Consider the following 20,498-nt stretch of genomic DNA (forward strand, 5'->3'; position numbering starts at 1 on the left):
CGAATTCGGCTCTCAGGAGCTCAAGGAACGTTTCCTCCCGGCGACCGCGAATCTCGACATCTGGTGGTGCCAGGGCTTCTCCGAACCCGAAGCCGGCTCCGACCTGGCGTCCCTCAAGACTCGCGCGGTCCGCGACGGCGACGACTACATCGTCAACGGGCAGAAGACCTGGACCACGCTCGCGCAGCACGCCGACTGGATCTTCGCGCTCGTCCGCACCGATCCGAACGCACCGAAACGGCAGGCCGGTATCTCGTTCCTGCTCATCGACATGAAGACGCCCGGCGTCACGGTGCGCCCCATCAAGCTGATCGACGGTGGCTACGAGGTCAACGAGGTGTTCTTCGAGGACGTGCGCGTCCCGGCCGAGAACCTCGTCGGCGAGGAGAACGCCGGCTGGAGCTACGCGAAGTTCCTGCTCGGCAACGAACGCACCGGGGTCGCGCGCGTCGGTGCCACCAAGGTTCGCATCGCACGCGCCAAGAAACTCGCCGCCCAGGTCCGCCTCGGATCCGGGTCGCTGCTCGACGACCCGCTGTTCGCCGCGCGCGTCGCCGAACTCGAAAACGAGCTGCTGGCACTGGAATTGACCCAGCTGCGCGTCGTCGCGAGTTCCGCCGACGGAAAGCCGAACCCGGCGTCGTCGCTGCTGAAGCTGCGCGGCTCGGAGTTGCAGCAGGCCGCGACCGAGTTGCTCACCGACATCGCCGGTCCCGATTCGCTGCCCGTCGGCGCCGACGACATCGACTCCCCCGACTGGGCACAACGTTCCGCGCCGGTCTACCTCAACAACCGCAAGGTCTCGATCTACAGCGGGTCGAGCGAGGTCCAGCGTCAGATCATCGCCTCCTCCATTCTCGGATTGTGAGCAGCCACCATGAATTTCGAACTCGACACCGAACAGGATCTGCTCCGCAAGACCACCCGCGACCTGCTGTCCGGGGTGTACGACGCGGAAACCCGTAACGCGATCACCGCCACCGACCGGGGTTGGAACCCGGAGGTGTGGCGGCAGTTCGCCGAACTCGGCCTCCTCGGGCTGCCTTTCCCCGAGGAACACGGCGGCATGGGTGCCGGACCGGTCGAGACGATGGCCGTAATGACCGAGATCGGGCGGGCACTCGCACCGGAACCCCTGCTCGACGCGGTGTACACACCCGGCGGTCTCGTCGCCGAGGCCGGGAGCGACGAGCAGTGCGCCGCGATCCTGCCGCGCGTCGCCGAGGGAGAGCTGCTGCTCGCGTTCGCGCACGACGAGCCCGGTAGCCGCTGGCCGTTCACGGACGTGCAGACCACCGCGACCCGCACCGGTGACGTCTGGACCGTCACCGGACGCAAGAACCCTGTGCTGCACGGTGATTGCGCCGACACGTTCGTGGTGTCCGCAAGACTGCCCGAGGGCGGAACCGGACTGTTCCTCGTCGAGGCGTCCGCGGAGGGCCTGACCCGCACCGCGTACCGCACCCACGACGAACGCCGCGGCGCCCAGCTCGCCCTCGACGGCGTCACCGCCGAACCGCTCGGTGTCGACGTCACCGATGCGACCGACGCGATCGTCGCCGCGCAGGTGCGTGCGCAGGCCGCCCTGTGCGCCGAAGCGGTCGGCGCGATGCAGGAAACCCTGCGGCTGACGACCGAATATCTGAGGCAGCGCAAGCAGTTCGGCGCGCCCATCGCCCGCTTCCAGGCACTGACCCACCGCGCCGCCGACATGTACGTGCTGCTCGAACTCGCCACGAGCCTGAGCCTGTACGCGACGATGGCGCTGTCCGACGGCATCGTCGACCCGACCATCGCCTCCCGGGCCAAGCTGCAGGTCGGCAGGTCCGCCCGCAGCATCGGGCAGGAAGCGATCCAGATGCACGGTGGTATCGGCATGACCGCCGAATATCCGGTCGGGCACTACGTCAGCAGGCTGACCGCGATCGAACACACCCTCGGCAGCACCGAGGACCACCTGCGGGTCCTGGCCGGGGCGGTCGCCGAGCACGAGCGGGTCGACGTCACCGGAAACTGATCGAAGGTCAGGGTGGCGGCAGCAGGGGACCGAGCGGCCCGAGATCGATGTTGAGATCTTCGGGCGTCAGACCGAAATGCTCGCGCAGCTCGTCCATGCGCTGCTCGAGCAGCATCAGCGTGGTGCCGATGCGTTCGATCTGCTCGTCGCTGAGGTCGCCCTGGTCGACCCGTCGCAGTGCCTGCCGTTCCATCAACTGGCGGAGGAGCTCGACGAGGGTCAGCACCAGGGTGACCAGACCCCGCTCCACGGATTCGGGGTCGGAGTCGATACGCGGTGGCAGCCCGCCGAATTCGGTCACGGACCCTCGATCCCCTGCTGTTCGATTCCCTGCTGTTCGATCCCCTGGTCCTCGGCGATGGCACGGACCGACGAGATCAGGGTGCGCAACGAGATGCGGACCATGTCCACGTCGGCGACCGAGAGCACCACGTCGCCGACGATGACGACACCCCCGGCCAGCACCCGGTCGAGCAGGTCGACGAGCGCGATCCGACGCTCCTCGGGCACCTCGCTCACGGGTTCCCCCGGTCCACACCCGCGAAGGAGTACGGGGGCCACGGACCCGTGAGTTCCAGCTCGAGCCCGTCGAACTGGGTGCGCGCCGCCGCAACCGCTTCGGCGAACTCGTCGCTGCGCGCGTCGTCCACGAGGTAGGTGCCGTTGAGCACCATCCGGTCCCGCCGGCCGCTCAGCGTCGGGTCGGTCGGCGGTTGCCGGCGCCCCGCGGCCGAGTGCTGCAGCAGCAACGCATGGAGGGTGTCGGCGCGGTCCGCTGCGGCGCGTTCGGCGTCCTCCCGCGCGGACAGCTGCGCCTTACGCCGCAGCAGATAGGCTGTGCCGGTTCCCTTCTCGGCTCCGGATCCCGCAGTCTCCACCGCGCCGGCAGCGATCGCGTCCACGTCCGCGTACGCCTTCACACCCCATTCGGTACGTCCCGCGACGAGGGTGAGCGCCGCGTCGAAGTCCGCCCGGCGCGCCTCGAGCACGTCGCAGACGCGCGCGTCGTCGAGATACACGGTGGCCAGCCGCAAGGGAATCGCCGGAGCCCACCGCACCACGGCGGACACGACGGCATCGTGCGTGCGCGCCACCGTCTCGAGCCATTCGAGATTCTCCAGGTTGCTGCGCAACGCCTCTTCCCCGAACTCACCGAGCGGCACCGTGCCGACGACGGCGGTCAGTCCGGCGGCGGACACGGCGCGGACCGCCTCGCGAGCAACCCCCGTCACGTCGGAGACGGCTTCGTCCGGCAGGTCCGCACCCGTCACCGCGTACACCCACACGCCGTGATCAGCGGTCATCGTCCACCTCGTCGTCCTCGAATTCGGCATCCTCGACCTCGACCGGTTCGGCGACCGGTTCCCTCCGTGCGGCCTCGAGTTCCGCGATGCGGTCCCGCAGCTTCCGGTTCTCGACTTCGAGATCCTGTTGTGCGCCTTCGATTTCCGCTCGTTTGCCCTTGCTGCTGAGCCACGGGTCGGTCTCCCACCAGTCGATGCCCACGGCCTTCGCCGTCTCCAGCGACGCGATCACCAGGCGCAGCTTGATGGTGAGCAGTTCGATGTCGAGCAGATTCACCTGGATGTCCCCGGCGATCACCAGGCCCTTGTCCAGGACCCGCTCGAGGATGTCGCCGAGATTCGTCGACTGGTGCCCGCCGCCGTAGGGCTGCGGGGACGACGAGCCGCCACCCATCACGGTCATCTGCTACCTCCGAGGTCGGTGCTGCCGCGTCCGTAGCGTTTGGTTCTGCGGTAGGACAACAGTTCTCCATCCGGGTCCAGTCGCACCTCGTACAACGCGAGCATGTCCGCCGTGGACGGGATGCGCCGGTCCTCGATCACCTCGATCTCGACCGTCCACCCGTCGTCGCTGGGCGACACCGACGTGACGCCCTGCGGGTCCTTCGTCGTCAACTCGGTGAGATATTCGACCGCGAAACGGGCCACCTCCGCTGCGGACAAAGGGGGCAGAGGCTCAGGCTCGGAACTGCCGCTGTCCTTGCGGGTCGTACGTCCGGCCATCGTGGTCCCCTTCCTAGATCGGCGGGGCGCCGGTATCCGGCCGGATCATCCGGTTGAGGACGGCTTGCTGCGCCGCGGCCTTCTCTTCGTCGGTGAGGCAGCCGCCGCCGGCCGCCTCATCGATCTCCTCGAGTTCCCGGCGGATGGTGGCCGGGTCGTGCAGTTGCTGCTCGACCTGGTCCTGGATGAGTTCGCCGAGCCACAGCACCGCCCGGATCGGGGCAATCGGCAGTGTGAGAACGGACGAGATCAGTCCCACGGCTCAGTCCTCCGGTGCTCTTTTCATCACGAAGTCGTACGCGGCCATCGGCCCGAGCAGATCCATCTTCGCCCGGCCCTCCCATTCTTCCGCGAGGGAACGCACGATGTCCTCGAGATCGCCCTGCCGGGACAATTCGATGAGCACCGCCACGTGCGCAGCGTCCTCGTCGTGTGTCGGCTGGCGGACGTTGACCATCGGTTCGAGGTCCTCGAGCGCGTCGACGACCCGCTGGGTGTCCTCATTGCGCTTGGCTTCGATCGACTGGGTGATGATCTCGCCGAGCATCATTCGTGCGTCGCGGGTCGCGTCCTCAGGCTTGTCGCGGATCTCCTCGCGCAAGCGAGCCGCGTCGGCGTTCTCCTCGAGAATCTCACTGAGCACCGCTCTTTCGTCGTAGCGTGCTTTGACGACGAACTGCGCCCTGCCCTCGAGTTCGTTCAGCGCCGCTTCGAACTCGTCACGATGGGCGTCGAGCAGTTCCTCGGACACCGCGTCCTCGTCCGACAGCACCGCCCCGAACCGGAGCGGCAGCACCGGTGCCACCGCGGCGGTCCCGTCCAGCAGTTCCGCATGGGCCTTGAGGTCGTCGGGCGTGCCGAGGGGCCGGTCGACCGGAATCTCGCTGACCAGCGCAGCGATCTCGCCGCTCCGCACGACCGAGACGTTGCTCGGGGGGTCGCCCACACCGGTAGCATGCGATTCCGCTTCCACGTCCCCCGGGACGATGCCGTAGACGTAGATGCCCGTGCTGCCGGTGATGCCCTGCTCTTCCGGCGTGCGTTCGTCCGCCGACGTGTCGGTCATCGTTACTCCCCTCTCTTCGATCCGCGCGGGGCGCGCTGCCGCCTGTCGTCGACGTCTCCGAGGAACTCGGAGACCTTCTCGGTAGCTGCTTCCAGTGCTCCCTTGGTCTTGTGTTTCGAACCGCCCGAGGTGATGTCACCGACGAGATCGGGCAGACCCTTCGGTTCACTGTCGGAGATCTCCAGACGGTTCACCGCTTCGGCGAAACGCAGGTAGGTGTCGACGCTGGCGACTACCACGCGGGCGTCGATCGTCACGAGTTCGATACCGACGAGGGAGACCCGCACGAACGCGTCGATCACGAGACCCTTGTCGAGGATGGTGTCGATGACTTCGGCGAGACCGGACGAGTTCGGGCGTGCCATCCCGCCGCCACCGCCGCCACCGCCACCGGCGGGTTGGATGGTCATTTCCTGGCTCCTCGGTTCGTGCCGGCCGTGGACCGTGCCCTGCTTCGCGCGGGGGCCCTACGGCGAGCGGGCGGTTCTTCCTCTGCTTCGTCCTCTTCGGGCTCCTCTTCGTCGGGCTCTTCGTCGGGCTCTTCGTCCTCGAGCTCGTCGTCGTACTCGTCTTCGTCGTATTCGTCCTCGGGCTCCTCGTCCTCCGGCTCCTCCCCTTCGTCCTCTTCTTCGGGTTCTTCGGCAGATTCGTCCTGCTCCTCGTACCCTTCGTCCTCTTCTTGTTCCTCCTGCTCCTCGCGGCGAGCGGTCTCGTCGTCCTTGACCACCTTGCTTTCGTGGATCTCGCCGTGCCACCCCGCGATGTCGTCGGGATGCAGGATGCTCTCGGTCATGACGTGACGCTGGAAGTGCTTGAGTTCCAGTCTGGATCGCCGTCCCACGGCACGCCAGAGATTGGCGGTCTTCTCGAACAGGCCGCGGGGGTGGTACTCCAGTACCAGAACGATCCGGGTGAGGTTCTCGGTGATCTCGTGGAAGGTCACCGCGCCGTCGATGTAACCCTTGCCGCCCTTGGAACGCCACACGATCCGTTCGAACGGAACCTGTTCGAGAATCGTCGACTCCCAGTTCCGGCGCGACCAGAAGACCTTGCCGGTCCACTGCAATTTCTCGTCGGCGGCCTGCTCGACCTGCTCGACCTTCTTCATGAACTTCGGCCAGTCGGCGAACTGGGTCCACTGGTCGTAGGCGAGCCGGACGGGCACCCCGACGTCGATCTGCTCGACGATGTTGGTGAGCTTGATCTTCTTGCCGCCCGAGCCTTTCCGGCCACCGCCGCCGCCGAAGGACTCCTTCACGTCCTGGAACTTCTGTTTGGCCGTGCCCTTGACGCCCTCGAAACCGGCGCTCATGGCGGCCTTGAGCGGTGAAGCGCCCTCCGAGAGCTTGTCGACGCCGGTCAGCGCCGACAGCAGACCGGTGTTGCCGGTGCCTTCGGCATAGTCGTGCAGTCGCCCGGCCGTTCCGGTGATCTTGTCGGTGACGGTGTCCACGGCCCGCTCGGTGACGGTTCCGGCGAGGGTCTGCAGCGCGTTCTGCAGATGCCCGGTCGGCGAGGCCGCGCCGGCCGCCTTCTGCGCCGTCCCGGTCGCGGCCTTGCCGGCTCGGCCCGCGGCGCCGGTTGCGGTCCTGCCGGCTTTTCCTGCCGCGCCGGTCGCGGCCTTACCCACCTTCCGGGTGGTATCGGACAGTGCCTTGGTCATGGGACTCAGCTCCTCGTACGTCGCACGGGGGCGCGCCCGGATGCCGAACTCTCGGTCCGGGAGCTTCGGCGGCGTGGCTTGGGCGCTTGTTCGTCGTCCTCATCGGACTTCTTCCGGCGGGGAGCGGATCGTGATCGTGTCGACGAGGCGCTCTCGGATGTCCGGCGCCGGGCCGGGGGCCGCTTCTTCGCGGGCTTCCGCTCCTCCTCGGAATCGACGTCCTCCGTGTCCTCTTCGCCCGAGGCCTCTTCGCCCGTGCCTTCGTCGCCGGTGTCCTCGTCCGAGGTGTCCTCTTCGTCGGCGGTGTCGGTCGGCTCGTCCTCGTAGGCTCCCTGCTCGTCCTCGTCGTATTCGTCCTGGGGTTCCTCGTAGTCCTCGTCCTCCGACTTGGTACTCCTCTTGCTGCGTAGCAGACCCCCGCCCTGCTGGAGTCGCTCGTTGAGCGAGTCGATCTGGTTGCTCGCTGCGGTCACGGCCGCGGCCCGCGCCGCGCCGAGCAGTTCGCCCCGAACGGATTCGGTGATCTTGCTCAGTTCAGGTGAGGACCCCAGAGCGGATACACCGCGTTTCATCAATTCCTGAGGGGTACCGGGGAGGCGCCCGCTCAATCCCGCCCCCGCGAGCATCAGCGCGAGTCGCATCTTGTGGGTACGTCCCAGCATGTAGCCGATGCCGACCCCCGCGGCAATTCGTGCTCCACCCTTCATGGTCATCTCCTTCGGCTGCGACCCGTCCCGTGGGGAGAGTCGGCGATCGAAACTCTGCGGGCGTCCGCCTGCACGTGGGACTGGAGTAACCTGCGTCACACTTCGTGAAACATCAATCCGAAGTTGATCTTCAACCCTATAATGCGGACCGGTCGGTACGTTCGCGTCCGGTTTTCCTCCGAGTTGCGGGGGTATCCGAAATCGTCGAACGGCCGCACGTGGCCGGACAGGAGCACACCATGGCGCACCTCACGGACAGGATCAAACACAGCGCAGAGGCCGCCGCCGGCAAGGCGAAGCAGACGCTGGGCCGGTGGACCGGAAACCGGCGCGCCGAGGACAAGGGCAGTCGGCAGCGCTTCGTCGCCGAGTCGAAGAAGCTGGGAGACAAGGTTATTCACGCGGCCGAGCACGGACGCTCACGGGTGCGCCGGTGGTCGCACCGTCGCCCCGACATGCCCTGACCGCGCCCGGAAACTTCACCACCGTCATTCGCAGGCGGCGAAGCCGCACGCACGCAACGCGAACGCCGCTTCGGGTCCGATGATCTCGCCCACCAGCGTGAGGAAGCGGTCGACGAACGCCGCCCCGTGTGCCGGTTCGGCCGGATCGTCCGGATCCGACGGATCCAGATGGTGCGCGAGTTCGTGCAGGACCACCAGTTCCCGGAACGCCCACGCCGTGTTCGCCCGGTGCTCCGGCAGTGCGATGACCGCAGAATCACTTTCGTAGTGCGCTGCCGTGTTCCCGGCGCGCGCCCGCACCCGTACCCGCACTGCGGCGCGCGGCCAGCGCTCCCGCACCCAGTTCAGAGCCAGCACCGCATCCAGATACGCCTGCACCGACTCGATCGACGCGAACCGGCGCTCCACCGGCAGCGTCACACGAGACCCGGCGATCTCCACCTCCCGGATCCCCCGCTCGTCGGCGAGGTCGAACATGCGCCGCACCAGCGACTCCGCCTCGTACACCGCCGCCCGCTGCGTATCCCGAACGCGGGTCATCGGGTCAGCCTCCGGCCCCCGGACGGCAGCTCCGGCGCCGTCCCCAGCCGCGCCCGCCGCCCGGCCCGGTCCCCGGCCCGCTGCGCGTCCGACGAGTGCGCGGCCGTCGGACGGTTGCCGCGCCAGCTGCCCCGCGCCTGCGACGTGCTGGTGTAGAAATCGCGCAACTCGAGCTGCTTGTCGCGCAACACCAATTCCGTGCCCGGCACCGCGACCTCCGCTTCCTGCTCAGTCTGCTGCTTCGCCTCGGCCAGCCGTGCCCCGATCCGCGCCGCGAACGCCGACTGGAAGTTCAGGCGCGCGGTCACCCCGGCGACCGGCTTGCGCACCCGCGTGCGGACCCGCCGTCCCCCGCGCTGCTCGACGACCGTGCGCACCGTCGTCTCCTCCCGATAGCTGCCCGCGCGCAGGTACGCGTCCGACGCCCGCACCATCTGCACCAGCAGCGACGAGTACAACGCCTCGCACACGTCGATGTCGTCGCCGAATCCGTACGCATAGATGACGGTGGAGGTGGCGGTGATGTCGCACTGCACGTCGTTGGCGGCGGCGATCGCCAGGAACAACTGCGCGTACGTGCGCAGCCCCTTCTTCCCGCTCTCCCCGATCGTGATGAGCCGCTGCACCGGCGTGGCCCGGCGTTCCCGGGACGCGGTGTGGGCACGCGCGACCGCGAGATCCACGGACGACGCGGTCGCCAGACGTTGCGCAGCCGCCAGGAACGCGTCGGCTTCGTGCTGGTTGTCGGTCGATTCCGCCTGGCGGAGCAGGCCGCCGATACGGGTCAGCATCCGGTCGGAACTCACCGACAGAGAATAGGCGCGTTCGGCTTTGTCGCCTATTCTCTCGTGCCATGGCCTCAGTGACCTTCGACAAGGCGACCTGCCTCTTCCCCGGCTCGACCACGCCGGCGGTCGACGCATTGGATCTGAAGATCGAGGACGGGGAGTTCCTCGTGCTGGTCGGTCCGTCGGGTTGCGGCAAGTCCACGTCGCTGCGCATGCTCGCAGGTCTCGAGCAGGTTCACAGCGGCCGCATCCTCATCGGCGACACCGATGTCACAGGGCAGGACCCGAAGCAGCGGGACATCGCGATGGTGTTCCAGAACTACGCCCTGTACCCGCATATGTCGGTCGCCGAGAACATGGGCTTCGCGCTCAAGCTCGCGAAGACCCCGAAGGCAGAGATCCGCGCGCGGGTCGAGGAGGTCGCGAAGATGCTCGACCTCGAGCAGTACCTCGACCGCAAGCCCAAGGCACTGTCCGGTGGACAGCGTCAGCGCGTCGCCATGGGCCGCGCCATCGTCCGGCAGCCGCAGGTGTTCCTCATGGACGAGCCGCTGTCGAACCTCGACGCGAAGCTGCGGGTGCAGACCCGCACGCAGATCGCGCAGCTGCAGCGCCGCCTCGGCACGACCACCGTGTACGTCACCCACGACCAGGTCGAGGCCATGACCATGGGCGACCGGGTCGCGGTTCTCGAGAAGGGCATCCTGCAGCAGTGCGCGTCGCCGCGGGTCCTCTACAACAGGCCCGCGAACGTGTTCGTCGCCGGATTCATGGGCTCACCTGCGATGAACCTGTTCACGCTGCCGGTGTTCGACCGCGGCGCGATCCTCGGCGAGACGTACGTGCCGATCCCGCGTGACGTCGTCGGTGAGGTCCACGAGACCGAGGTCGTCGTCGGTATCCGTCCCGAGCACATCCAGATCACCGAGTACGGTCTCGCGATGGACGTCGACGTCGTCGAGGAGCTCGGCTCCGACGCCTATGTGTACGGCCGCGCGTACATCGCGGGTCGCTCGCAGGAGATCGTGGCGCGCGGCGACTGGCGGAATCCGCCGCAGAAGGGCGAGCGCATCTACCTGAACTTCGATCCGGAGCAGGTGCATGTGTTCTCGACGAAGGACGGTCGCCGGCTCGGCTGAGCACGGCCGACGACGAGGCCTGCGGGAACGGACATGACCGATTCAGGTTGGGAGCAATATCCCCTTCTCCCGGTCTCGCATGCCAGAGTAGGTGCCGGTGTCGGTGGCCATAGGCTGCCGACGAGGAGTTTTCCGAATCCGAACGGGAGTAATCCATGGTTCTGAACACGAAGGCGGTCCGCCGCGCAGCGATCGCTGCATCGGCGGCGTCGCTGCTGGTCCTGACGGCCTGCTCGTCCGACGACAGCTCGAGCAGCGACAGCAGCGGCTCGGCGTCCGCGGCAGGAGAAGGGCGCGGCCCGATCACCATCGTCGAGGGCCAGGACCCCCTGAATGCGGCGCTCGAGAACATCATCTCCGACTGGAATGCCGAGCATCCGGACGAGAAGGTGACCTTCAAGCCGCTGGCGAAGGAAGCCGACGACCAGTACGCCGACATCGCCCAGCGCATGCAGGCGAAGAGCGACGAGTACGACCTCGTGGCCGTCGACGTCACCAACACCGCCGAGTTCGCCGCCAACGGCTGGCTGCTGCCGCTCGAGGGCGACTACGCGATCTCGACCGACGGCCTGCTGCCCGCGACCGTCGAGTCGGGCACCTACAACGGCACCCTGTTCGCGGCCCCGAAGAACACCAACGCCGCGTTCCTGTACTACCGCACCGACCTCGTCGACAAGGCCCCGGCCACGTGGGCGGAACTGCAGGCGGAGTGCCCGAAGGCCGTCGAGGCGGGCATCGACTGCTACCTCGGCCAGTTCAAGGACTACGAGGGCCTGACGGTCAACGTCACCGAGATCGCCAACGCCTTCGGCGGCAGCTTCGTCTCGGAGGACGGCCTCACCCCGTCGATCGACGACAAGACGAGCGAGGGTCTGCAGTTCATCGTCGACCGCTTCGCGGACGGCACTATCCCGGCGGCCGCGCAGACCCACACCGAAGGTGAGTCGCAGACCGCGTTCGGCGACGGCAAGGCCCTGTTCCTGCGCACGTGGCCGGGCTTCTTCACCGACGGCGAGTCCTCCTCGATCGCCGGCAACTACGGCATCGCGGTCCTCCCCGGCGTCGACGGACCGGGCGTCTCCACCCTCGGTGGCTACAACGTCGGCATCAGCGCGTTCTCGGATGCGCCGGCGACCGCGCGTGACTTCCTCGAGTTCATGCAGACCCGCCAGTCGCAGACCTACTACGCCGAGGTCGGCGGCGCGCCGGTCCTCGCCGAGGTCTACGACGACCCGGCGATCCTCGAGCAGTACCCGTACTTCGCGACGCTGAAGCAGGCGCTCGAGAGCGCGAAGCCGCGTCCGTCCTCGCCGTACTACTCGAACGTGTCCAAGGCGATCGCCGACAACTCGTACGCGGCGATCCGGAACGAGAAGACGGTCGAGCAGGCGCTCGCCGACATCAAGGCCGGCATCGAAACCGCCGGCAACTGATCCACTAGGAGCAGTACCTATGGCAGAACCGCAGGTCCAAGCCGGTCACGAAGACCGCCGACCGGTTCCCGCGGATCCGCCACACGATTCCGCGGTCGGGACCGAGTACCTCGGTCCCGACCGCGACCGTGTGCACGGACGGCACCGGGTGACCGAACCTCCGGAGCCGAGCGCGCCCGCGATCAAGCAGGGCCGCCGGATCCCTCCGTGGATGTTCGTGGCGCCGTCCCTCGCCGTGCTCGCCGTCATCATCCTGTACCCGCTCGGGCGGGCGGTCTGGATGTCGCTGCACGGCGACGCGAAGAAACTCGATCCCGAAACCGGCCGGTTCGTCGAGGGCGGTTTCGTCGGCTTCGAGAACTACGTCCGGTGGATCACCCAGTCCTGCGGTACCGCCACCGGCAGCATTCCGTGCCCGCCGGGCACGCTGGGCTCCCAGTTCTGGGGCTCGATCTTCAACACGTTCTTCTTCACCGTCGTCACCGTCTCACTCGAGACCGTCATCGGTTTCGCGATGGCGGTCGTGATGGCGAAATCGTTCCGCGGTCGCGGGTTGCTCCGCGCGTCGGTGCTGGTGCCGTGGGCGATCCCGACCGCGGTCACCGCGAAACTGTGGTTCTTCATCTTCGCCAACGACGGCATCGCCAACAAGATGCTCGGCACGGACATCCTGTGGACGGCGGATCCGTGGCCGGCCCGGTTCGCGATCATCGTCGCGGACGTGTGGAAGACCGCGCCGTTCATGGCGCTGCTGATCCTCGCCGGCCTGCAGATGATCCCGGCGGAGGTGTACGAGGCCGCGAAGGTCGACGGCGCGAACGCGTGGCAGCGTTTCAAGATGATCACCTTGCCGCTGGTCAAGCCGGCGCTGATGGTCGCGATCCTGTTCCGCACGATGGACGCGCTGCGCATGTACGACCTGCCGGCCATCATGATGGGCTCGAACCCCGCGACCTCCACGATCTCGGTGCTGGTGGTCGAGCAGATGCGTCAGGGCGCGAACTCGGCGTCCGCGCTGTCGACGATCACGTTCCTCCTCATCTTCGCGGTCGCGTTCGTGCTGGTGCGGTTCCTCGGTGCCAACGCCGTGCAGACGCAGGAGGCGCAGCGGAAGGGAGACGTCGGATGAGCAGTCCCGGTACCGGAGGCACGAAGGTGCGCTCGGCCGGCACGTATGCCGGGGTGATCCTCATCGTCCTGTGGGGCCTGGCGCCCTGCTACTGGATGATCGTCACGGCGCTGCGCGAGCCGTCCGAGACGTTCAGCACGTCGCTGTGGCCCGCGAACCCGACGCTGCAGAACTTCGCCGACGCCCTCGATCCCGACGCGAAGGTGAACTTCTCCCGCGCGCTGGTCAACAGCGTCATCATCGCCGGTGCGACCACCGCGGTCGCGCTGCTGCTCGGTGTGTTCACCGCCTACGCGCTGGCCCGGTTCGATTTCCGGGGCAAGTACTTCGTCACCGGCATCATCCTGGGCGCGTCGATGTTCCCGGTGGTGGCGCTGGTGACGCCGCTGTTCCAGTTGTTCACCGACATCGGCTGGATCGGCAGCTACCAGGCGCTGATCATCCCGAACATCTCGTTCGTGCTGCCGCTGACGGTGTACACGTTGACCTCGTTCTTCTCGGAACTGCCGTGGGAACTCGAGGAGGCGGCCCGGATGGACGGTGCGACGCGCGGGCAGGCGTTCCGGTTGGTGATGCTGCCGCTCGCCGCGCCGGCGATGTTCACCACCGCGATCCTGGCGTTCATCGCGACCGTGAACGAGTACCTGCTGATGTCGCAGCTGTCGAGCGAGAAGACCGCGCCGGTGACGGTCGCGATGGCACGGTTCACCGGCACCGACCCGTACGTGACGCCGTACGCCTCGATCATGGCCGGCGGCACGCTGGTGATGGTGCCGCTGGTGATCATGGTGCTGATCTTCCAGCGCCGCATCATCTCGGGTCTGACCGCGGGCGGCGTGAAGTCGTGAGACGGGTCCCCGGCGGCAGCGGCTCGAGATGCTGCTGGGGTTCCTGACCGTGTTCACGGTCATGGCGCTGATCGCCGCGGTCGCCGAGTTGTGGTCCCCGGCGCCGGGCATCGTCCCGGGACTGGTGCTGCTCGGATTCGCGACCGCGTGGGGTTTCGCGTTCCGTGCCTGGCGGAGGGCGCCGTAGGCGCCGGTGTGCCTTTGTGGCGGTGGGAGGCGCCACAAATAGACACGGGACACGGCCCGTGCGCCTTCGATCACAGTTGTCCCGGACTACGTACCATACGGATGACAGGGTGCGATGATCTGTCGAGCCCGGATTTCGCCAGAAAGTAGCCCGTGTGAGTTCTTCGTCGTCGTCGCCTTCCAGACCTGCCACCCCCGCCAAGTCACGGGGGTGGCGCCTTGTCCGTTATCTGGTGCTCGCCGTCGTGGCGCTCCTGGTGATCGTGCCCGGCATCGGTTTCGCGGTGGCATACATGTCGGTCGACGTACCGCGTCCGTCGGACATGAAGAACGATCAGGTGGCCACGATCTACGCGGCCGACGGCACCACGGTGCTCAGCACGGTCGTGCCGCCCGAGGGCAATCGCACCGAGGTGGACATCGAGGAAGTTCCCGAGCACGTCCGCAACGCGGTGCTGTCCGCGGAGGACCGCAACTTCTACAGCAATCCCGGCTTCTCGATCTCCGGGTTCGTGCGCGCGGCGCGCGACAACGTGATGGGCAAGGAAACCGCCGGTGGTGGTTCGACGATCACCCAGCAGTACGTGAAGAACGTGCTGGTCGGCGCGGACCGGACGATCACCCGCAAGATGCGGGAGCTGGTCGTCTCCACCAAGATGGCCCGGCAGTCGTCGAAGGACGAGATCCTGCAGGCCTACCTGAACACCATCTATTTCGGTCGCGGTGCGTACGGCATCGCGGCGGCGTCGGAGGCGTACTTCGGCAAGCCCGTCGGTGAGCTGTCGGTGTCCGAGGGGGCGGTGCTCGCCGGGGTGATCCAGAGCCCGTCGTCGCTGGACCCGGAGTTCAACCGGCCGGCGATCGAGGCGCGCTGGACGTACGTGCTCGACGGCATGGTCGAGATGGGCGTGCTGGACGCCGGCGAACGTGACGGGCAGCAGTTCCCGCCGACGGTGCCGTCGAATCAGCTTGCGCAGCAGAATGATTCGACCGGTCCGGAAGGTCACGTCAAGACTCAGGTGCTGCGTGAACTGTCCGCCGCGGGCATCAGCGAGCAGACGCTGAACACCGAGGGGCTGCGGATCACGACGACCATCGATCCGGTCGCGCAGCAGGCGGCGATCGACAGTGCTCGCAGCACTCTCGACGGTGAGGACGAGAGCCTGCGGACCGCGGTGGTGTCGATCGACCCGCGCACCGGTGCCGTGCGCGCCTACTACGGCGGCGAGGAGGGCGCAGGCTTCGACTTCGCGCAGGCGCCGCTGCAGACCGGTTCGTCGTTCAAGGTGTTCGGTCTGGTCGCGGCTCTGCGGCAGGGCATCGGCCTGAACGCCCGCTTCGACAGTTCGCCGCTCAAGGTCGGCAACATCGAGATCGGCAACGTCGAGGGCGCCTCGTGCGGCAAGTGCACGATCGCCGAGGCCCTCAAGCGGTCGCTGAACACGAGCTTCTACCGGTTGATGATGTCGATGGACGACGGCCCGCAGGCGATCGCCGACGCCGCGCACGACGCCGGCATCCCCATGACCATTCCGGGCGTGGAGGGGACCACGCTGAGTCACGAGGGCGGCCCGCCGGAGGGCGGAATCGTTCTGGGCCAGTATCAGTCCCGCGTCATCGACATGGCCTCGGCCTATGCGACGCTCGCCGCGTCCGGAACCTTCCACGAGCCGTTCTTCGTCCAGCGGGTCGAGACGGCCGACGGCGACGTGCTGCTGGACCGGCCCGCCTCCCCCGGCGAATTCCGGCTCGATCCGGCGGTCGCCGACAACGTCACGCAGGCCATGCTGCCGATCGCTGCGTACTCGCGCGGTCACGCGCTGGCCGGGGGTCGTCCGTCGGCGGCGAAGACCGGCACGACCCAGCTCGGGGACACCGGCCTGAACAAGGACGCCTGGATGGTCGGGTACACGCCGTCGCTGTCGACGGCGGTGTGGGTCGGTACCCCGGACGGCGAGGCGATCGTCAACAGCTGGGGCGGATCCATCTACGGTTCGGGCCTGCCGTCGGACATCTGGAAGGGCACGATGGACGGTGCGCTCGAGGGCACCGACTTCGAGAGTTTCCCGTGGCCGGACCCGATCGACGGTCAGGCCGGCGTGCCCGCCGACGCGGGGATCAGCGAAACGACGACGACGACCGCTCCCCCGGTGCCGCAACTGACGTTGCCGGAACTGCCGCCGATCACCCTGGAAGCGCCGCCGGTGGACATCCCGGACGTACCGATCGACCTGCCGCCGCAGATCGAGGTGTTCCCCGGTATCACGATCAGGATCCCCGGCTGACGCGGGCGCAGGTGCCGCGGCGCCGATAATCGGGGCATGGCCAATTCGCCGTCCGGTGACTCGATTCTCGACCGCGTCGTACGCATCCTCGAATCCTTCGACGACGCGCAACCGGCGTTGACCGTCAGCGCCCTGGCACGCCGGTCCGGTATCCCGCAGGCGACGATGTACCGGCTCGTCGGCGAGATGGTGCACCACGGCATCCTCGCGCGGGAACCGGACGGCACGGTGCGTCTGGGCATGCGTCTGTGGGAACTCGTCGCGCGCAGTTCCCCGGCGAAGGACCTGCGGGAGGCGGCGCTGCCGTTCCTGCAGGACGTGCAGTCGGTCGTGCACCAGCACACGCAACTGTCGGTGCTGCGCGACGGTGAGGTTCTCGTGCTCGATCGGCTTTCGTCGTCCGGGTCGGTGATCAACCAGGCTTCGGTGGCGGGCCGGATGTCGGCGCACGACACGTCGATGGGCATGGTCATGCTCGCGTTCTCCCCCGCAGACGTGCAGGAGGAGTATCAACGACTCCACCCCGAGGTGAATCTCCGATCTCCCATCACCACAAGGGATTTCCGTCGCGATCTGGCGGAGATCCGGCGTCGCGGGTATGCGAGCTACGACGGGGTCCTCGACGTGGGCACCACGGGCATCTCGGTTCCGGTCGTCGGCCGGTCCGGGCACGCCCTCGCGGCGCTCGGCGTGGTGGTGCCCACCGGGATCGCGCAGCGGCAGGCGATCATCGCGGTGCTCATGGCCGCGGCGCGGGGCATCGCCCGCGCCGCCGGGGAACAGCCCCCGACCACCTCCGATTTTCTCGTTCAATGAGAAGAGCTGTTCGCTTCGGGTGAGGTGCGCACCACACTTGCGTTCATCCGAGCACCCCTGGAGGAATCCGATGACCGCATCCCGCACGACCGCCACCGCGCGGGCATCCTCGAGCACGGGTCGGTGAAGCTGCTGACCGACAGCGGCGTCAACGGTCGCGTCCTGTCCGAAGGCCACCGGCACGACGGCATCGACCTGCGGTTCGACGGACGCAGCCACCGCATCGACTTCCAGGACCTCGTCGGCGAGTCGGTGTGGCTGTACCCGCAGAACGAGGTCTTCGTGGACCTCGCCGCGGCGCGCGAGCGTGACGGCGGCGATGTCCGCTACGGCGTCCGCGACACCGAGGTTCTCGACGTCACCACCGACACGTCCAAGATCCGCGTCACCGAGGCCGACGGCACCGAGATCGAGATCCACTGCCGCATCCTCGTGGGCGCGGACGGATCACAGAGCATCTGCCGCAAGGCGATTCCGGCTGACGTGCGCACCGACCACTTCATCGAGTATCCGTTCGCCTGGTTCGGCATCCTCACCGAAGCGCCGCCGAGCGCACCCGAATTAATCTATGCCCGTTCGGAATACGGCTTCGCGCTGATCAGTCAGCGCAGCGAGACGGTGCAGCGCATGTACTTCCAGTGCGACCCGGCCGAGGACGCCTCGAGCTGGAGCGAGGAACGCATCTGGGACGAACTGCAGCGGCGCGTCGACGGCCTCGACGGTCTCGAGTTGAAGCGCGGCCGCATCTTCGAGCAGATGGTGCTGCCGTTCCGGTCCTACGTGTGTGAACCGATGCGCCACGGCAACCTCTTCCTGGCCGGCGACGCCGGGCACACCGTCCCGCCCACCGGTGCGAAGGGCCTGAACCTCGCGCTGGCGGACGTACGCGTGCTGTTCCGTGCCCTCGACTCCTTCTTCTCGACCGGTTCGGGTGCGCTGCTCGACGCCTACAGCGACACCGCGCTGCAGCGGGTGTGGAAGGCGCAGAACTTCTCCTACTGGATGACCTCCATGCTCCATACCCGTTCCGATGCAACATCGTTCGAACGCCGTCGCGCCCTCGGCGAGCTCGCCGCCGTCACCGGTTCCCGGTACGGCCGGCAGTACCTCGCCGAGGCGTACACCGGCGGCCCCGACAACTGACACCACGTCGCCCCCGTCCCTTCCCGATTCGACACGCGAGGTTCCCGTGCTTCATCTGCCACCACGATTCGTCCGCCCCGAGGGCGTGCACCCACCACTGGACTTCCCGGACTACCGGACCACCGCTCTGCGCCGCCCCGCCCAGCCCCTCACGCTGATCCCGCAGCGCCTCGGCGAGCTGTCCGGCCCCGTCTTCGGTGAGGACCGGGTGCAGGACGGCGACGCCGACCTGACCCTCGCCAACGGCGGCGAAGCAGCCGGCCAGCGCATCATCGTCCACGGCCGCGTCCTAGACAGCGACGGCAAGCCCGTCCCGCACACCCTCGTCGAGGTGTGGCAGGCCAACGCCGCCGGCCGGTATCGCCACGTGAACGACAGCTGGCCCGCTCCCCTCGACCCGTACTTCAACGGAGTCGGCCGCTGCGTCACCGACGCGCAGGGCGAATACCGCTTCACCACCGTCAAACCCGGTGCCTACCCGTGGCGCAACCACCACAACGCGTGGCGGCCCGCGCACATCCACTTCTCCCTGTTCGGCACGGCGTTCACGCAGCGGCTCGTCACCCAGATGTACTTCCCGGACGACCCGCTGTTCTTCCAGGACCCGATCTACAACTCGGTGCCCGCCGAGGCGCGGCACCGCATGGTCAGCGTGTTCGACTACGACGCCACCGTCGACAACTGGGCCCTCGGGTTCCGCTTCGACATCGTGCTGCGCGGCCGCGAGGCCACCCCCTTCGAGAACGAGGAGGACGACGATGAGTGACTTCGCGCCCCGTTACCCCGTCACCCCCGGCGACCAGAGCACCGCCACCTTCGGCCCGACGCCGTCGCAGACCGTCGGACCCTACTGGAAGATCGGTCTCGACTGGGGCACCGACGGCGAGAACGTCGTCCCCGCAGACACTCCCGGCCGCATCACGGTCCGCATCACGGTCCTCGACGGCCACCGCGAACCCATGGCCGACGCGATGCTCGAGACGTGGCAGGCCGACACCGACGGCCGTTACGGCGCACCGGGATTCCGGGGCTTCGCCCGCAGCGCCGCCGACGAGACGGGAACGGCCGTCGTGCACACCGTCAAGCCGGGTTCCGGCGACGGCCAGGCGCCGCACCTGCTGGTCGGGATCTTCGCCCGCGGCACGCTGGATCGCCTGTACACGCGCATGTATTTCCCCGAGGACCTCGCGGAGCACGCGACCGATCCGGTACTGACGGCCCTGCCCGAGTCGCAGCGCGCCAAGCTCGTCGCCGACAAGACCGGCGACGGCTACGAGTGGACGGTGTACGTTCAGGACCTCGATCCGAACGGTGTCGAGACACCGTTCTTCTCGATCTAGACGGGAGCCTGCGTTGTCCGAGCCGGCACGGTCCGACCACACCCGCGGGAGCCTGTTCGACCCGGTCTTCGGGGCCGGGGATCTCGCGCCGATGCTGTCCGATCACGCATGGCTGACGGCCCTGCTCGACGTCGAGGTGGCGATCACCCGTGCCGCCGAGCGCTACGGCAGAGCCACCGCCGACGACGTCGCAGCCGTCGCCGCGGCGGCCGCGCGGATCGCCCGCGAACTGGACCCGGCCGAACTCGGCACGCTCTCCGCGGCCGGCGGCAATCCGGTGATCCCGCTGGTGAAGATCCTGCGGGAACGCGCCGACGCGCCGGCCGCCGCCGTGCACGTCGGGGCCACCAGTCAGGACGTGCTCGACACCGCGCTGATATTGCTGGCCCGCAAGGCCGGTCGACGCGTCGTCGCCGACCTGCGGGCCGCAGCCGATGCCGCGGCACGGCTCGCGTCCACGTATCGCGACACCCCGATGGTTGCCCGCACGCTCGGCCAGCAGGCGTTGCCCACGACCTTCGGGGCGCTCGCGGCGACCTGGCTCGTCGCGCTCGACGACGGCGTCGCCGCGATCGAGCGGGCGCTGGACATGCTTCCGGTCCAGTACGGCGGTGCGGCAGGAACTCTCGCCGCGGTGTATCCCGAGGGTCTCGCGTTCGCCGACACGCTCGCGGACCTGCTCGGCCTCGCCCGGCCGATCGTGCCGTGGCACACCGTGCGCACCCCGGTCACGACTCTCGCCTCCGCGCTCGGTGTCGCCACCGGATCGGTGTCGAAGGCCGCCACCGACATCGTGCTCATGGCCGCAACCGAATTCGGCGAGGTCGGCGAGGACGCACCCGGCGGATCTTCCGCCATGCCGCACAAACGCAATCCGGTCGCGGCGATCACCGCGCGGGCCGCCGCG

At 68.0% G+C, this 20,498-nt stretch carries 26 protein-coding genes; 14 read left to right on the forward strand and 12 right to left on the reverse strand.

The genetic code is table 11. The features are described 5' to 3' along the window. Nucleotides 1-868: acyl-CoA dehydrogenase family protein (locus tag I0Q12_RS00855; RefSeq protein WP_231609783.1), on the forward strand; the 868-nt coding region annotated here is incomplete at its 5' end. A 9-nt stretch (nucleotides 869-877) separates the two neighbouring features. After that, complete coding sequence (locus I0Q12_RS00860; RefSeq protein WP_197250156.1) at nucleotides 878-2,017, forward strand: acyl-CoA dehydrogenase family protein; 1,140 nt, start codon at nucleotides 878-880, stop codon at nucleotides 2,015-2,017. Between the two features lie 7 nt (nucleotides 2,018-2,024). Here I0Q12_RS00860 and I0Q12_RS00865 read toward each other — a convergent pair whose 3' ends face one another. The 10 genes from I0Q12_RS00865 to I0Q12_RS00910 are packed head-to-tail and all read right to left on the reverse strand — an operon-like array spanning nucleotide 2,025 to nucleotide 7,480. Further along, entirely contained in the window at nucleotides 2,025-2,318 is a 294-nt protein-coding gene (locus I0Q12_RS00865) for a gas vesicle protein K (protein WP_197250157.1), read from the reverse strand. Then, on the reverse strand, nucleotides 2,315-2,536 hold the full coding sequence (gene gvpJ, locus I0Q12_RS00870; protein WP_197250158.1) for a gas vesicle protein GvpJ: 222 nt from the start codon (nucleotides 2,534-2,536) through the stop codon (nucleotides 2,315-2,317). The genes I0Q12_RS00865 and gvpJ (I0Q12_RS00870) overlap by 4 nt, the downstream gene beginning before the upstream one ends. Beyond that, nucleotides 2,533-3,321: a GvpL/GvpF family gas vesicle protein gene (locus I0Q12_RS00875; protein WP_197250159.1), complete on the reverse strand. Its 789-nt coding sequence runs from the start codon at nucleotides 3,319-3,321 to the stop codon at nucleotides 2,533-2,535. The genes gvpJ (I0Q12_RS00870) and I0Q12_RS00875 overlap by 4 nt, the downstream gene beginning before the upstream one ends. After that, nucleotides 3,311-3,724, reverse strand: a complete 414-nt coding sequence (gvpJ, locus tag I0Q12_RS00880; RefSeq protein WP_197250160.1) for a gas vesicle protein GvpJ — start codon at nucleotides 3,722-3,724, stop codon at nucleotides 3,311-3,313. Before gvpJ (I0Q12_RS00880) ends, I0Q12_RS00875 begins: the two co-directional genes overlap by 11 nt. Further along, a complete protein-coding gene (locus tag I0Q12_RS00885; protein WP_197250161.1) occupies nucleotides 3,721-4,044 on the reverse strand; it encodes a gas vesicle protein in 324 nt (107 codons plus the stop codon). Before I0Q12_RS00885 ends, gvpJ (I0Q12_RS00880) begins: the two co-directional genes overlap by 4 nt. A gap of 13 nt (nucleotides 4,045-4,057) precedes the next feature. Next, complete coding sequence (locus tag I0Q12_RS00890; protein WP_197250162.1) at nucleotides 4,058-4,303, reverse strand: gas vesicle protein GvpG; 246 nt, start codon at nucleotides 4,301-4,303, stop codon at nucleotides 4,058-4,060. A 3-nt stretch (nucleotides 4,304-4,306) separates the two neighbouring features. Then, nucleotides 4,307-5,110 (reverse strand): GvpL/GvpF family gas vesicle protein, encoded by an 804-nt coding sequence (locus tag I0Q12_RS00895; RefSeq protein WP_197250163.1) that lies wholly within the window; start codon nucleotides 5,108-5,110, stop codon nucleotides 4,307-4,309. A gap of 2 nt (nucleotides 5,111-5,112) precedes the next feature. Beyond that, nucleotides 5,113-5,520 carry a gas vesicle protein GvpJ gene (gene gvpJ, locus I0Q12_RS00900; RefSeq protein ID WP_197250164.1) on the reverse strand — a complete coding sequence of 136 codons (408 nt, stop codon included), beginning with the start codon at nucleotides 5,518-5,520 and terminating at the stop codon, nucleotides 5,113-5,115. Beyond that, complete coding sequence (locus tag I0Q12_RS00905; RefSeq protein WP_197250165.1) at nucleotides 5,517-6,773, reverse strand: SRPBCC family protein; 1,257 nt, start codon at nucleotides 6,771-6,773, stop codon at nucleotides 5,517-5,519. The genes gvpJ (I0Q12_RS00900) and I0Q12_RS00905 overlap by 4 nt, the downstream gene beginning before the upstream one ends. 5 nt (nucleotides 6,774-6,778) lie before the next feature. Continuing rightward, nucleotides 6,779-7,480 (reverse strand): hypothetical protein, encoded by a 702-nt coding sequence (locus I0Q12_RS00910; RefSeq protein WP_197250166.1) that lies wholly within the window; start codon nucleotides 7,478-7,480, stop codon nucleotides 6,779-6,781. 239 nt (nucleotides 7,481-7,719) lie between these two features. On the opposite strand from I0Q12_RS00910, the gene I0Q12_RS00915 reads away from it, so the two are divergent. Beyond that, nucleotides 7,720-7,944, forward strand: a complete 225-nt coding sequence (locus I0Q12_RS00915; protein WP_197250167.1) for a CsbD family protein — start codon at nucleotides 7,720-7,722, stop codon at nucleotides 7,942-7,944. A 24-nt stretch (nucleotides 7,945-7,968) separates the two neighbouring features. Here the strand turns inward: I0Q12_RS00915 and I0Q12_RS00920 are convergent, their stop codons facing one another. Both I0Q12_RS00920 and I0Q12_RS00925 read right to left on the reverse strand, forming a co-directional pair. Continuing rightward, a complete protein-coding gene (locus tag I0Q12_RS00920; protein ID WP_197250168.1) occupies nucleotides 7,969-8,484 on the reverse strand; it encodes a TIGR04338 family metallohydrolase in 516 nt (171 codons plus the stop codon). Continuing rightward, nucleotides 8,481-9,290 (reverse strand): DUF2786 domain-containing protein, encoded by an 810-nt coding sequence (locus I0Q12_RS00925; RefSeq protein ID WP_197250169.1) that lies wholly within the window; start codon nucleotides 9,288-9,290, stop codon nucleotides 8,481-8,483. The genes I0Q12_RS00920 and I0Q12_RS00925 overlap by 4 nt, the downstream gene beginning before the upstream one ends. Before the next feature lie 47 nt (nucleotides 9,291-9,337). Between I0Q12_RS00925 and I0Q12_RS00930 the strand changes: the two genes are divergently transcribed. The 11 genes from I0Q12_RS00930 to I0Q12_RS31630 all read left to right on the forward strand — a co-directional run. Continuing rightward, complete coding sequence (locus tag I0Q12_RS00930) at nucleotides 9,338-10,411, forward strand: ABC transporter ATP-binding protein (RefSeq protein WP_197250170.1); 1,074 nt, start codon at nucleotides 9,338-9,340, stop codon at nucleotides 10,409-10,411. Nucleotides 10,412-10,566: 155 nt separating this feature from the next. Continuing rightward, a complete protein-coding gene (locus tag I0Q12_RS00935; RefSeq protein WP_197250171.1) occupies nucleotides 10,567-11,844 on the forward strand; it encodes an ABC transporter substrate-binding protein in 1,278 nt (425 codons plus the stop codon). Between the two features lie 19 nt (nucleotides 11,845-11,863). Next, nucleotides 11,864-12,973: a carbohydrate ABC transporter permease gene (locus I0Q12_RS00940; protein ID WP_197250172.1), complete on the forward strand. Its 1,110-nt coding sequence runs from the start codon at nucleotides 11,864-11,866 to the stop codon at nucleotides 12,971-12,973. After that, a complete protein-coding gene (locus I0Q12_RS00945) occupies nucleotides 12,970-13,821 on the forward strand; it encodes a carbohydrate ABC transporter permease (protein ID WP_197250173.1) in 852 nt (283 codons plus the stop codon). Before I0Q12_RS00940 ends, I0Q12_RS00945 begins: the two co-directional genes overlap by 4 nt. Nucleotides 13,822-13,849: 28 nt before the next feature. After that, the gene (locus I0Q12_RS00950) at nucleotides 13,850-14,008 is read left to right on the forward strand and encodes a hypothetical protein (RefSeq protein WP_197250174.1); all 159 of its coding nucleotides are present in this window, start codon (nucleotides 13,850-13,852) and stop codon (nucleotides 14,006-14,008) included. A gap of 232 nt (nucleotides 14,009-14,240) precedes the next feature. Further along, complete coding sequence (locus I0Q12_RS00955; RefSeq protein WP_307845967.1) at nucleotides 14,241-16,292, forward strand: transglycosylase domain-containing protein; 2,052 nt, start codon at nucleotides 14,241-14,243, stop codon at nucleotides 16,290-16,292. A gap of 36 nt (nucleotides 16,293-16,328) precedes the next feature. After that, complete coding sequence (locus tag I0Q12_RS00960; RefSeq protein WP_197250176.1) at nucleotides 16,329-17,108, forward strand: IclR family transcriptional regulator; 780 nt, start codon at nucleotides 16,329-16,331, stop codon at nucleotides 17,106-17,108. 45 nt (nucleotides 17,109-17,153) lie between these two features. Beyond that, nucleotides 17,154-18,251: a 4-hydroxybenzoate 3-monooxygenase gene (locus I0Q12_RS00965; RefSeq protein ID WP_307845968.1), complete on the forward strand. Its 1,098-nt coding sequence runs from the start codon at nucleotides 17,154-17,156 to the stop codon at nucleotides 18,249-18,251. A gap of 46 nt (nucleotides 18,252-18,297) precedes the next feature. After that, nucleotides 18,298-19,017, forward strand: coding sequence for a protocatechuate 3,4-dioxygenase subunit beta (pcaH, locus tag I0Q12_RS00970; RefSeq protein ID WP_197250177.1), 720 nt, complete (start codon nucleotides 18,298-18,300; stop codon nucleotides 19,015-19,017). Beyond that, nucleotides 19,010-19,591 (forward strand): protocatechuate 3,4-dioxygenase subunit alpha, encoded by a 582-nt coding sequence (pcaG, locus tag I0Q12_RS00975; protein WP_197250178.1) that lies wholly within the window; start codon nucleotides 19,010-19,012, stop codon nucleotides 19,589-19,591. Before pcaH ends, pcaG begins: the two co-directional genes overlap by 8 nt. Before the next feature lie 13 nt (nucleotides 19,592-19,604). Then, nucleotides 19,605-20,498 (forward strand): lyase family protein (locus I0Q12_RS31630; protein ID WP_231609784.1); only part of this gene is annotated, 894 nt, incomplete at its 3' end.

The sequence above is a fragment of the Rhodococcus sp. CX genome (genome assembly GCF_015865005.1).
Taxonomy (GTDB): domain Bacteria; phylum Actinomycetota; class Actinomycetes; order Mycobacteriales; family Mycobacteriaceae; genus Rhodococcus.

Bases quoted from the DNA above. Each gene is read 5' to 3' on its own strand.
- I0Q12_RS00910 (WP_197250166.1), bottom strand. From the start codon at position 7,480: ATGAAGGGTGGAGCACGAATTGCCGCGGGGGTCGGCATCGGCTACATG.
- I0Q12_RS00945 (WP_197250173.1), top strand. From the start codon at position 12,970: ATGAGCAGTCCCGGTACCGGAGGCACGAAGGTGCGCTCGGCCGGCACG.
- I0Q12_RS00950 (WP_197250174.1), top strand. From the start codon at position 13,850: ATGCTGCTGGGGTTCCTGACCGTGTTCACGGTCATGGCGCTGATCGCC.
- I0Q12_RS00935 (WP_197250171.1), top strand. From the start codon at position 10,567: ATGGTTCTGAACACGAAGGCGGTCCGCCGCGCAGCGATCGCTGCATCG.
- I0Q12_RS00930 (WP_197250170.1), top strand. From the start codon at position 9,338: ATGGCCTCAGTGACCTTCGACAAGGCGACCTGCCTCTTCCCCGGCTCG.
- gvpJ (WP_197250164.1), bottom strand. From the start codon at position 5,520: ATGACCATCCAACCCGCCGGTGGCGGTGGCGGCGGTGGCGGCGGGATG.
- I0Q12_RS00895 (WP_197250163.1), bottom strand. From the start codon at position 5,110: ATGACCGACACGTCGGCGGACGAACGCACGCCGGAAGAGCAGGGCATC.
- I0Q12_RS00885 (WP_197250161.1), bottom strand. From the start codon at position 4,044: ATGGCCGGACGTACGACCCGCAAGGACAGCGGCAGTTCCGAGCCTGAG.
- I0Q12_RS00905 (WP_197250165.1), bottom strand. From the start codon at position 6,773: ATGACCAAGGCACTGTCCGATACCACCCGGAAGGTGGGTAAGGCCGCG.
- gvpJ (WP_197250160.1), bottom strand. From the start codon at position 3,724: ATGACCGTGATGGGTGGCGGCTCGTCGTCCCCGCAGCCCTACGGCGGC.
- I0Q12_RS00920 (WP_197250168.1), bottom strand. From the start codon at position 8,484: ATGACCCGCGTTCGGGATACGCAGCGGGCGGCGGTGTACGAGGCGGAG.
- I0Q12_RS00940 (WP_197250172.1), top strand. From the start codon at position 11,864: ATGGCAGAACCGCAGGTCCAAGCCGGTCACGAAGACCGCCGACCGGTT.
- pcaG (WP_197250178.1), top strand. From the start codon at position 19,010: ATGAGTGACTTCGCGCCCCGTTACCCCGTCACCCCCGGCGACCAGAGC.
- I0Q12_RS00860 (WP_197250156.1), top strand. From the start codon at position 878: ATGAATTTCGAACTCGACACCGAACAGGATCTGCTCCGCAAGACCACC.
- I0Q12_RS00915 (WP_197250167.1), top strand. From the start codon at position 7,720: ATGGCGCACCTCACGGACAGGATCAAACACAGCGCAGAGGCCGCCGCC.
- I0Q12_RS00875 (WP_197250159.1), bottom strand. From the start codon at position 3,321: ATGACCGCTGATCACGGCGTGTGGGTGTACGCGGTGACGGGTGCGGAC.
- I0Q12_RS00960 (WP_197250176.1), top strand. From the start codon at position 16,329: ATGGCCAATTCGCCGTCCGGTGACTCGATTCTCGACCGCGTCGTACGC.